The sequence below is a fragment of the Streptomyces deserti genome (assembly GCF_054782695.1).
Map to the genome: position 1 here is coordinate 1 of NZ_BAAGRZ010000031.1, position 11,471 is coordinate 11,471.

8 protein-coding genes and 3 pseudogenes are annotated in these 11,471 nt (G+C 72.6%); 5 read left to right on the forward strand and 6 right to left on the reverse strand.

The features are described from left to right. Window positions 1-273: 273 nt before the first annotated feature. Window positions 274-499: pseudogene (locus ACYVMZ_RS32870) on the forward strand (AraC family transcriptional regulator); the annotation flags it as partial. Between the two features lie 52 nt (window positions 500-551). Here the strand turns inward: ACYVMZ_RS32870 and ACYVMZ_RS32875 are convergent. The 5 genes and pseudogenes from ACYVMZ_RS32875 to ACYVMZ_RS32895 all read right to left on the reverse strand — a co-directional run bounded on the left by ACYVMZ_RS32875 (window position 552) and on the right by ACYVMZ_RS32895 (window position 6,590). Then, complete coding sequence (locus ACYVMZ_RS32875; protein WP_461086246.1) at window positions 552-1,190, reverse strand: hypothetical protein; 639 nt, start codon at window positions 1,188-1,190, stop codon at window positions 552-554. Window positions 1,191-1,495: 305 nt separating this feature from the next. Beyond that, window positions 1,496-2,221 (reverse strand): class I SAM-dependent methyltransferase, encoded by a 726-nt coding sequence (locus ACYVMZ_RS32880; protein WP_461086248.1) that lies wholly within the window; start codon window positions 2,219-2,221, stop codon window positions 1,496-1,498. Window positions 2,222-2,367: 146 nt separating this feature from the next. Continuing rightward, window positions 2,368-4,839: an ATP-binding SpoIIE family protein phosphatase gene (locus ACYVMZ_RS32885; RefSeq protein ID WP_461086250.1), complete on the reverse strand. Its 2,472-nt coding sequence runs from the start codon at window positions 4,837-4,839 to the stop codon at window positions 2,368-2,370. A gap of 141 nt (window positions 4,840-4,980) precedes the next feature. After that, window positions 4,981-5,983, reverse strand: a pseudogene (locus ACYVMZ_RS32890) (MFS transporter). Window positions 5,984-6,146: 163 nt separating this feature from the next. Continuing rightward, the gene (locus ACYVMZ_RS32895) at window positions 6,147-6,590 is read right to left on the reverse strand and encodes an SRPBCC family protein (protein WP_461086252.1); all 444 of its coding nucleotides are present in this window, start codon (window positions 6,588-6,590) and stop codon (window positions 6,147-6,149) included. Window positions 6,591-6,750: 160 nt separating this feature from the next. On the opposite strand from ACYVMZ_RS32895, the gene ACYVMZ_RS32900 reads away from it, so the two are divergent. The 4 genes and pseudogenes from ACYVMZ_RS32900 (at window position 6,751) to ACYVMZ_RS32915 (ending at window position 10,541) form a co-directional block, all read left to right on the forward strand. Next, on the forward strand, window positions 6,751-7,788 hold the full coding sequence (locus tag ACYVMZ_RS32900) for an Rv2578c family radical SAM protein (RefSeq protein ID WP_461086254.1): 1,038 nt from the start codon (window positions 6,751-6,753) through the stop codon (window positions 7,786-7,788). Between the two features lie 136 nt (window positions 7,789-7,924). Next, window positions 7,925-9,502, forward strand: a complete 1,578-nt coding sequence (locus ACYVMZ_RS32905; protein WP_461086256.1) for an alpha/beta hydrolase — start codon at window positions 7,925-7,927, stop codon at window positions 9,500-9,502. 78 nt (window positions 9,503-9,580) lie between these two features. Continuing rightward, a complete protein-coding gene (locus tag ACYVMZ_RS32910) occupies window positions 9,581-9,979 on the forward strand; it encodes a RidA family protein (protein WP_461086258.1) in 399 nt (132 codons plus the stop codon). A 61-nt stretch (window positions 9,980-10,040) separates the two neighbouring features. Beyond that, window positions 10,041-10,541: pseudogene (locus tag ACYVMZ_RS32915) on the forward strand (GNAT family N-acetyltransferase). 27 nt (window positions 10,542-10,568) lie between these two features. Here ACYVMZ_RS32915 and ACYVMZ_RS32920 read toward each other — a convergent pair. Next, window positions 10,569-11,144 carry an adenylosuccinate lyase gene (locus ACYVMZ_RS32920; protein ID WP_461086260.1) on the reverse strand — a complete coding sequence of 192 codons (576 nt, stop codon included), beginning with the start codon at window positions 11,142-11,144 and terminating at the stop codon, window positions 10,569-10,571. Window positions 11,145-11,471 lie beyond the last annotated feature (327 nt).

Here is an 11,471-nt window from a genome sequence, read left to right on the forward strand (position 1 = left end):
GACCAGTCTGTGGAAGGCCTCCGGCCGGTCGTCGGCGGTGGCGTTCTCGACCCTGGCGAAGAGGTCACGGATGTGGCTGTGCTGCCGCATCAGCAGGGTCACGACGTCGTCGCTCTCGCCGGTGTCGTCGATGTGGGGCATGGCGTCGGTCACGAGGTCCTCCGGGTGGGGTGCGGTTCGACCGCGCCGGCCGAGGGCATCGCCCGAGGTGGCGGGCTGCCTCCAGGGTGTCCCTGGCGACGGACGGCCGCGACCGCACAGAGCCGAACGGGGCGGTGGCTGCTGCCCCAGCGGATCCGCCGCGCCCAGGAGCTGCTGGAGACCACCGGCGAACAGCGTCGAAGTGATCGCGGCAGCCACCGGCATGGGCACCGCCGCGACGCTGCGCCGGCACGTCGACCGCACCGCCGGCGTGCCCCCGGGCACCTCCCGCCGCGTCTTCCGCTCGCGGCCCCGCACCACCGCGGACGACGGCCGCGCCGTGCCACGTCCTGCCTGACGCCGTGCCCGGGGGCGTGACTGCCACCGCTCCCGGGCACCGGCGTCTGCCGCTACAGCCCGTCCCGGACCATGGCCGCGACGATCTGGACATGGCGATCACCGGCCGTGCCGGAGAACTCGTTCTCGTAGTTCAGGCCGTAGGGCCAGAAGTGCCCACCGCCGGTGGACAGTGTGGCGCCCGCACCGTCGAGCCGCTTGACGAGCGCCGTGGCCTGGGCGCCGCGCCAGGTGCCGCCGGCGGCGAGGGAGGACCAGCCCGAGCTGGTCCCCACGCCGATGGTGTGGGCGATCTCGTGCAGAGCGGTGCGCTCGGTCATGTAGCCGCGGTTGCCGAAGCGGATGGTCCCGTTGAGGTTGCCGTCGGCGGTGGGCACGCCCGGGTCGTAGCGGACGGTGATGGACTTGCCCAGGTCGCTGAGGTTGTTGTACCGGGCCACCGCGGCGTTCATGGCCTTGGTGATGAGGTCGTAGGCCACCCGCTGGTCCTCGGTGGGGTTGCTCGCCCGCTCCAGGTGCCAGGTGATGCTCGCCGCTGCCGCCTGTTCGCGGGTCACGGGCGCGGACTGCGGGGCGGCCTGCGCGATACCGGGCCCGGCCAGCACCGCGGCGGCGAGTGCGGCTGTGAGCGCCTTGGCGCGCCAGGGCTTGGTGATGCGCCGAGCGGGCTCCGGCGACCGTCGTGGAGTCATTCCGGGATCCTCCTGTGGGGGGTGGGGCCGTCGCATGGGGGGATGACGGCCTGGTCAGTCCGTCGGGGCGCCCGAGACGTTGAGCGGCACTTCGTACGATGTTCGAGACTGCGAACAAACGGCGGCCCCGGCGACCCGATGCCCAGCAAGTATGCGGCCCGCAGACGGAGCGTCAAGTGATCGCGACGCGCGAGGAGTTGAGGGTCCCGTGCATGTTCTGCGGGTACGCCGCCCGCATCCGCCGAGGGGGTGAGGATGACGGAGTCGTCGGTCCGCGTACCCCCTGGGGGACACGGAGGGACCCCTCAGGCCCTCCGTCCCGCCGCGTACCACGTCGACGGCAGCTCGATCCGGGTGCCGTCGGGCGTGTACTCCGTGGTGGTGAGCGGCAGTTCCCCGCCGGCCAGGACGTCGAGACCGGCCGCGCGCAGGAACTCGGGGACCGCCGCGTCGGCCACCTCCGCGGGTGCGATGCCGTGCCGGAAGACCGGCGCGAGCTTGGGCGGCGGGCCGTCGGGGCCGGTAGCCAGGCCTTTCAGGGCGGCTCCGGCGGCCTCCGCGAGCTCGACGAGGAAGACGCGGCCACGGTCGCCGACCAGGGTCGCGATCCCGTCCACCAGCGGCTGCCGGTCGTCCGGCTCGCACTGGTGCAGCACACCCCGCATGTAGACGTTGACGTCGCCGAGTTCGGCGTGCAGCATCTGCGTCTCGCTCTTCTCGGCCGCGTCGAGCTGCCTGTACGTCGCCTGCCCGGCGGGATCGGCGTGCCGGGCGTGGTCGAGGGCCGCGGCGGACAGGTCGGCGCCGACGACCCGCGGGAAGCGGTCGGCGAGGAAGCGGGTCTGGGTGCCGTTGCCGCAGCCGAGATCCACCATCGGCAGCGCGGGGTCGGCCAGGTGCGGCTCGAACAGGGCCAGGTGGCGGGCGACGGTCAGTTCCGGCTCCGCGTCCCAGATCACGGCTCCCGGTTCGCCGGGCGCCTCGCGCCAGAACCCCTCCCAGGCCTGCCGGTACCGACTCGTCACGCTCATGCCCAACTCCCCCGGGGTGCGCCGCCGATCCGTCGTCAGTGACGGGCCAGTACGGTTTACCGCGCCCTGGTCACGGCGACAAGCGCCTGGCGTGTTCCTTCACGGGCCGTGCGACGCGGGTACGCGGTGGTGCGCCCCGGTCCGGCTCAGCAACGCGGCAGCGTCAGTTCGAACCAGACGCTCTTGCCCGTCTTCGTCCGGCTGGCTCCCCACTCCCGGGCCAGGGTGCTGACCACGCGCAGCCCGCGCCCGGCTTCGTCGCCCGGGCCCGCGCTCAGTAGCGTCGGCAGCTCGTGATCGTCGTCGTCCACCTCGCACAGCAGCGCGTCGCCGCGCACCAGCCGCAGTACGACGGGGCGGCTGTGGGAGTGCCGTACGGCGTTGGTCACGAGCTCGCTGACCATCAGCTCGGTCGTGCCCACCAGCTCGGCCAGCCCCCAGTCGTGCAGTCGCTCGCGGAGCACCGCGCGGGCCCGGCCGACCTCGGCGGGGCTGAGGCCGAGCCGCCACTCGGCGACGTCGTCCGGTGCGATGCCGCCCAGGCGGGCCATCAGCAGCGCCACGTCGTCCTTGCGGCCGCCGCGCCCCGCTTTCGAGAACGTCTCAGCCAGGGCGCGGATGATCGTGTCGCATGCGTCGTCCATGGACGCGGCCGGGTGCGCCGCGGACTCGCAGAGGGTCGCGAGGCCGACGCCGATGTCCTCGCCACGCACCTCCACCAGCCCGTCGGTGCACATCACGAGCCGGTCGCCAGGCCGCACACGCACGCGTACCGCCTCGAAGGGCACGCCGCCGACGCCGATGGGCGCGCCCGTGGGCAGGTCCAGCAGCTCGCTGCGGCCGTCCTCGGCGCGCACCAGGACGGGCGGGATGTGCCCGGCGTTGGCGAGGTGCACCTCGCCCGCGATGGGGTCGTAGACGGCGTACAGGCAGGTCGCGAGGTAGGTGTCGCCCAGCCGCTGGGCGAGGTCGTCGAGGTTGCGCAGCAGCTGCGCGGGCGGCAGGTCGAGTGCTGCCATGGTCTGTACGGCGGTGCGCAACTGGCCCATCGTGGCGGCCGAGTTGAGGCCGTGGCCCATGACGTCGCCGACGACGAAGGCGGTGCGGGCGCCGGGCAGCTTCACCGAGTCGAACCAGTCGCCGCCGACGCGGCCCATCAGCGTGCCCGGCAGATAGCGGGTGGCGATGTCGCAGCCCGCCATGCGCGCCGGGATGTGCGGCAGCATGCTGTCCTGGAGCGTCTCGGCGACGTTCTCCTGGTAGGTGTACATGCGCGCGTTGTCGAGCACGAGGCCCGCGCGGGCGGCGAGTTCGGCGCCGGTGACCCGGTCCATGTCGTTGAAGACGGGCCGCTCGGGGTGGCGCAGCAGGATCATGAACCCGAGGACGACGTTGCGTGCCTTCAGCGGCACGACCAGCATGGAACGGCCCGTGATGAGCGGCCGGATGTCGCGCTTGTCGAACTGCGAGGCGATGGCATGGCCCATCTCCTCACTGATGCGCGGCACCAGGACGGGTTCGCCGGTGGTCATGCACTGGAAGAACGGGGTGTGCGCCGGGAACGGCATGGCCTCGCCGACCGGTACGACATCGTCCCAGCGGCCGGGTTCGTCGGTGTGCTCGACGGCCACCCGGTGCCACATGGTGGTGGTGTCCGGCACACCCTCGGGGAACCCCTCCCCCGCGACGACCTGTTCGCGCAGATAGGTCCCGGCGACGTCGGTGAAGCGCGGGACGACGGCCCGGCTGACCTCGATGACGGTCTGCGCCAGGTCGAGCGAGGTGCCGATCTTCGAGCTGACCTCGTTGAGGAACTCCAGGCGCTCACGGACGGCGGCGTACTCGAGGTCCTCGCCCTCGTCCCGCAGGTCCTCCGGCAGCGGCTCGCCCGCCGCCGGCGCCCGTGCGGCCCGCTCGCGGCGCGCCCTGCGCTCGGCGCGCCGGGGCACGCCCCAGTCGGGCGTGACGGGCACCCGGTCGTTCTGGCTGAACTCCAGAACGGGATAGCCCAGTTCGAGGATCTGCGCGACGATGCGGGCGCTCTCCTCGACACTCATGTTGGGCAGGATCTCGGGCAGCCGCCGCGCGAGCTCCTCGGGCCCGGGGAAGTCGGTGTGCGGGGTGAAGCCGGGCGCGATCCGTTCGAACACCACGTCCTGGTCGCCGTGCAGGGCACCGGCGTCGGCGGCGAGCACGACCAGCCGCTCCGGGCCGGGCCCCACCAGCGGGTAGGCCCACCACAGCACGTCGACGCGGTCCCGCCCGGCGGTGGTGAGCCGGGCGCGGCCCGCGGCCGGGTAGGACAGACCTCCGTCGAGGGAGGACTCGAGGTCGGGCCCCAGCCCGTCGTCCACCGCGTACGTCCCGTACGGGTCTGCGTCCCGCTCTTCGGGCAGGACCCCGCAGACGGGCAGCAGGTCGAGGGCCGCCCGGCCGATCGCCCGCTCCTTGGGGACGCCGAACAGGCGTCGAGCGCCGCTGCTCCAGTGGGACACGAGGCCTTCACGGTCCACCACGACCACGGCCAGGGGGATGCGGCCCGCGGTGGCGTGTGCCGTCACCGCGCCGTTCCCAGCTGAGCGGCTGGGAGGTGTGTCCCGCTCGGTGCCACGATCCATGGCGTTCGGCCCTCTCCCCACGGCTCCGCAAGATCTGTGCCGCCGTCACCACCGTACGACCGGCGTCGGACGCGATGTGCGGCAACGCGGGAATTGCCGACGCGGAACCGCACCGGCGCGCGACCCGCGCGCGGGGCCGTCTCAGTCGTCGTGGCCCAGCTGCAGGTCCCGCTCGGCGCGCCCGCCGCCGGCCAGCTGGAGCACGGTGGCGACCGGCGGGTAACCCGCGGCGATGACGGTGTACTCGCCGTTGGCCAGGTCGACGAACCGGAATGTTCCGTCGGGGCCGGTGGTGAGGGTGTCGACGACGTTGCCCGCCACGTCCAGCAGGGTCACGCGCGCGTCCTCGACGGGCCGCCCGCCGCCGGTCCGTACGGTGCCGCGCAGCAGGGCCCCGCCGGCGAGCTCGATGTCCTGGCGGGTTTCGCGGGCGGCCTGGACGGTGACGGGCAGGGCCGCCGGGCGGAAGGCGGGCGCGCCGGCGGCGAGGGTGTACTCGCCGGCCACCAGCTCGGTGATGACGTAGCCGCCCTCCCGGCCGCTGCGGGTGGTGGCGACCACCTCGCCGTGCACGTCCCTGAACAGCCGCAGCGGGATGAAAGTAGCCGCCGAGCAGCGGCCCGGCCACGGACGCGACCCCGAAGGCGGCGCCGAACAGGCCCATGTAGCGGCCCCGCCGCCGGGGCGGCACGATGTCCGCGATGATCGCCTGGACGCCGATCAGGAGCCCGCCCGCGCCGACGCCCTGCAGGGCGCGGAAGGCGATCAGCTGGTCCATGGTCTGCGCCCGGCCGGCGAGTGCGGAGCCGGCGACGAAGACGACGATCGCGAACTGGAAGACGCCCTTGCGGCCGAGCAGGTCGCCGAGCTTGCCGTAGACCGGCAGTCCGACGGTGGCGGTGAGCAGGTAGGCGGTGATCGCCCAGGACATCCTGTCCAGGCCGTGCAGCTCGCCGACGATCTTCGGGAGCGCGGTGGCGACGATCATCTGCTCCAGGGCGGCGAGCAGCAGCGCCGGCAGCAGCCCGAGGAAGACCAACCGCACACGGCGCGGGCTCGGTTCGGCGGCGGGGGCCGACGCCGGGGCGGGGTCCTGAGGGGGCGCTTCGGCCGGTTCGTCGTGCACCGGAGTGATCCCGCCCACGTACCGCTCCCCTCGTCGCGCTGCCGCACGATTTACGCCGAAACCCTGCGAAAATCGACAACTACGAGCAAGCGCGACGAGTTACGGCACAGCGTGGAGCCGCACGAACATCACCCGAACCGGTGAAGGGGCCAACGGCCCCTGGGAAAACGCCCCTTGAGGTCTACTTCTCGACCTCGGCGGCGAGCTTGGCGAGCACCGCGTCGTAGATCCGGCCGAGACCCTTGGGCGCGAAGGCCTTCTCGAAGAAGCCGCCGATGCCGCCGGCACCCTGCCAGGTGGTGGTCACGACGACCCGGGACCTGCCCTCGCCGGCCGGGGTGACCCGCCAGGTGGTGACCATCGAGGAGTTGCGGTCCTTCTCGACGAGCTCGCCGTCGGTGGGCTCAGTGACCTCCAGGAGGCAGTCGCGCACGCGCTTGCTGGTGGCCTGGAGCTTCCAGTGAACGAGAGTGCCCTCGCCGTCGCCGCCCTCGCGGACCTCGTACTCGCTGAAGTGCTCGGGCAACAGCTTCGCGCGCGTGCCGCTGTAGTCGGCGAGGGCGTCGAACACCGTCTCCGCGTCCGCCGCGACGATCCGCTCCGTAGTGGCCTCGACCTGCGCCATCGGGTTCCTCCAGGACATGGGTTCTCGGGGGTCGGGGCAAGCCAACCACCCCGGCGCCCGGCCCCCCAAATCGGGGTGGCCGAACACGATCGGAAACGTGCTCGCACGATCAAGGGAACATGTGTTCTATTCTGGGGCTCAGTGCTACCGAGGAGGCGTCATGCGCTGGGAGAACCTCACACTCGACTCCGACCACAGCCGGGCCGACGCCGCGCTGTTCGGCGCGGACGCGGTGATCACCCGCACCTTCGACACGCCCGAGTTCCGCGGCGTCACCTTTCACGAGGTGCGGGCCCGCTCGATCATCAACCGGGTCCCGGGCGCCTCGCGCATGCCCTTCGAGTGGACGGTCAACCCCTACCGGGGCTGCACGCACGCGTGCGTGTACTGCTTCGCGCGCAAGACGCACAGCTATCTGGACCTCGACACGGGTCTCGGCTTCGACACCCAGATCGTGGTCAAGGTGAACGCGCCCGAGCTGCTGCGCCGCCAGCTCGCCTCACCCCGCTGGCAGGGCGAGCACATCGCGATGGGCACCAACGTCGACTGCTACCAGCGCGCGGAGGGCCGGTACCGGCTGATGCCGGGCATCCTCTCCGCCCTGCGCGACCACGCGAACCCCTTCTCGATCCTGACCAAGGGGACGCTGATCCTGCGCGACCTGCACCTGATCACGCAGGCCGCCGAGGTGACCGACGTCGGCATCTCCGTGTCGGTCGGCTTCACCGACGCCGAACTGTGGCGCACCGTGGAGCCGGGCACGCCCGCGCCGGAGCGCCGCCTGGAGGTCGTGCGGACCTTCGCCGAGCACGGCATCGGTTGCGGCGTCCTGATGGCGCCGGTGATCCCGTTCCTGAGCGACCAGCCGGCCCAACTGCGGGCGACCGTGCGGGCGATCGCCGCTTGTGGCGCCACCTCCGTCACCCCGCTGGTACTGCACCTGCGGCCCGGTGCGCGTGAGTGGTTCATGGCCTGGCTCGGGCAGCACCATCCGCACCTGGTGCCCCGCTACGAGCGGCTGTACGCGGAGGGCGCCTACGCCCCGAAGTGGTACCAGCGCCGGATCACCCGTCAGGTGCACGACCTGGCGCAGGAGTACGGCATCGGCCCCACCCGCGCGGGCATGCCGCGGCGGAACCCGGCACGCGAGCCGGTTGAGGACCGGATGACCGAACCGACGCAACTCTCGCTCATTTAGGAGCCTTCGAGCGCATCCGGCGGCCCAATCGGGTCAAGCTTCGGCAGAACGCGTTCTTTCGGGGACGCTTTCCGGGACGATGCGGCGAGGACCGTGAGCCTCGCGGTCCGCAGACCTCCGTCCTGGGAGGAACCCCATGAGAACTCGCGCAGCCGTGCTGTGCGGCGCCGCCGCCGTCGTGGCCGGGACCCTCACCGCCGTCCCCGCCGAGGCGAGCGCACCGCGCACCGCGGGCACCGCGCCGGCAGCGAAACCCGCCTGGAAGGCGTGCGGCACCGAGGACTACCCGACGCTCCAGTGCGCGTCCCTGAAGGTGCCGCTCGACCACGCGAGGCCGCACGGGCGGCAGATCACCCTCGCGCTGTCCCGCGTCCCGCACACCGCGAAGACGTACCAGGGCCCACTGCTGGTCAACCCCGGCGGCCCCGGCGGCAGCGGTGTGACCCTCGCCGGTTTCGTCGCCTCCTCGCTGCCCAAGGAGGTCGCGGCCCAGTACGACGTCATCGGCTTCGACCCGCGCGGGGTGGGCGCGAGCAGGCCCGCACTCACCTGCGCACCGGGCTACTTCGACCCGGTCCGCCCCGACTCCCTGCCGGTCACGCCCGCAGGGGAGAAGGACAACCTCGCCCGGGCCAAGTCCTTCGCCGCCGCCTGCGGCAGGAAGTACGCGGACGTACTGCCGTACATCGACACGGTCAGCTCCGCCCGGGACATGGACGTGATCCGGCAGGCCCTGGGCGCCAGGAAGCTCAACTACTTCGGCTACTCGTACGGCACCTACCTGGGCGCGGTCTACGCCAAGCTGTTCCCGGAGCGGGTGCGGCGCCTGGCGCTGGACTCGATCGTCGACCCCACCGAGGTGTGGTACGACACCAACCTCAACCAGGACTACGCCTTCGACGACCGGCACCGCGCCTTCATGGCCTGGGTCGCCAAGTACAACGGCACATACCGGCTCGGCACCGATCCGGAGCGGATCGAGGCCGAGTGGTACGCGATGCGGGCGGCGCTCGCGAAGAAGCCGGCCGGCGGCAAGGTCGGCGCCTCCGAACTGGAGGACACCTTCCTGCCCGGCGGCTACTACAACGGCTACTGGCCCTACCTCGCGGAGGCGTTCGCGGCGTACGTGAACGACAGGGACGCCGACCCGCTGGTCGAGGCGTACGAGAACTTCGGCGCGGTCGACTCCTCGGGCGACAACGGCTACAGCGTCTACACCGCGGTGGAGTGCCGGGACGCCGCCTGGCCGCGCGACTGGCGGCAGTGGCGCAAGGACAACTGGGAGGTGCACGAGAAGGCACCGTTCATGGCGTGGAACAACGCCTGGTACAACGCGCCGTGCGCGTTCTGGCCCACGAAGTCGCTCAAGCCGGTGCACGTCGCCAACGGCCGGCTGCCGCCGGCGCTGCTGCTGCAGGCGACGGACGACGCGGCCACCCCGTACGAGGGCGGCGTCACGATGCACCACCTGCTGGCACGCTCCAGCCTCGTGGTCGAGGAGGGCGGCGGCAACCACGGCATCACGCTGAGCGGGAACACCTGCCTCGACAAGCACCTGGCGGCCTACCTGGCCGACGGCACGGTGCCGCGCGGCGGGGGCGAGGCCGACGCGGTGTGCCCGGCGCCGCCCGGCCCGAAGCCGCTGACCGCGAAGACGGCGTCGGCGTCCGCGCGTGGCGCGGTGCTGCACGGGATGCTCGGCTTCCGCGGCTGAGCCCCTGAGCGTGCGAACAGACCGTCGGGGGACGGACGTTGAGCCGGCGTTGTCAGACCCATGGTCCATCATGGAGGCATGAGTGAGCTGACCAGGATTCCCGCCCCAGACGGGGTCGCCCCCGCCGCCCAGTACGCGCACGTCGTCCTGGGCACCGGCCGCTTCGTCGCCGTCTCCGGCCAGCTCGCCCTGGACGAGGACGGCGGGCTGGTCGGCGAGGGCGACCCGGCGGCCCAGGCCCGCCAGGTCTTCGAGAACCTGCGCCGCTGCCTGGCCGCCGCCGGCGCCGGCTTCGACGACGTCGTCAAACTCACCTATTTCGTCACGGACATAGGCCATATGCCCGCGATCCGGGCGGCCCGCGCCGAGCACATACCCGACGACCGGCTGCCGGCCGCCTCGGCGGTGCAGGTCGCCGGGCTGGTGCGGCCGGAGTTCCTGATGGAGATCGAGGCGTTCGCGGTGGTGCCCGAATAATCGGCGGACGGCACGGCGGGACCACGCCCAGGGTGCGGCCATGGACCTGAAGATCCGCGCGATGGCCCTGGCCGACTGCGACCGCGTGGCCGAGATCCGCATCCGGGGCTGGCAGCACGCGTACCGGGGCCTGGTCCCGCAGGCGCACCTCGACGGCCTCGACGTGGCGGCGGACGCCGAGCGGCACCGCGCCCGTTTCCTCCAGGGCGACGGCAGCGTGGTGAACCTGGTCGCCGAGGACACCGACGGCGAGTTGGCCAGCTGGGCCTGCCACGGCCCGTTACCGGGACGGCGAAGCGCACACCGCGGACGCCGAGTTGTACGCGCTCTACGTCGCCCCGGGGCGGTACGGCGGCGTCGGGCAGGCCCTGCTCCAGGAGTCGGTACGGCGGTGCACGGCGGCCGGGCACCCGCGGATGTACCTGGGGGTCCTCAAGGGCAACGCCCGCGCCCGCCGTTTCCACGAACGGGCGGGCTTCCACACGGACGGCACGGAGGAGCCCTTCGACGTGGACGGGGTCGCGGTCCCGAGGCCCGGTACGTGAAGAGGCTCCCCGGCTGAACCCGGCCGACGCCGCGGCGCAGCGGCTCACCGCTGTTGTGGAATCCGCGCCAGCGCCCGCACCGCCGCCTCGGCGAGCGCCGGATGCGCGAGGGCCTCCTCCAGTACGGGTCTGGCCCGGGCGTCGCCGAGCGTGCCGAGCCCCTCCACACAGGCGAGGGCCACGCGCCGGTACGGATCGTGCGGGCGCAGCCGCCGCCGCAGGGTGGTGATCAGCGCGGGCACGGCCTCGGGGGCGCGCAGCTCGGCCAGCAGCCGCACCGGGTGCAGGGCGTAGGCGACGCGGAGTTCGTTGGTGGCGAGGGCGGCGGCCGCACGGGCGGTGCGCGGGTCCCCGAGGCGGGCCAGGGCGTACGCGGCGGAGGCGCAGCGCGGCGGATCACGGTGGTTCAGCAGCAGCACCAGGGACTCGAAGGCCCGCCGGTCCCCCGCCAGGCCCAGCCGGAACGCGGCCAGCTCCCGGGCCCACAGCGGCTGTCCGGGCTCGGTGAGCACCGCCGCCAGCGTGTCGAGGTCGTCGGTCGCCACCAGGCGCTCGAACGCCGCCGGTCCCCCCGACTCGGCCCGTAAGCGCTCCGTGAGTGATCGCAACTCTTCGTCCATGACTGAAGAGATTAGGGGCGTCGTCGGCCGACCGGGACGTACCTCACAAACACGGGGGCTGGCGCGCTCGTTACCCACCAGTTAAGCTCAGACGAGCGAGTTACCCACTCGCACCCTCCTCGCGGTGGTTTGGTGACGCGGCCGTCGCGAGTAGCAGTCGGTTCGGTACGGCACGTACCGCAGTACGACTCGGCCTCGGGACAGGGCCGGTCGGAAAACAGCCGTTCTCCGGGCGTGTGCACGCCCTCCCCCGGCCTCGGCCCGTGCTCGGGCGGGGGACCCCGTCGACGGCACCGGGCGTGTGCGCTCGCAGCCCGGACAACACCC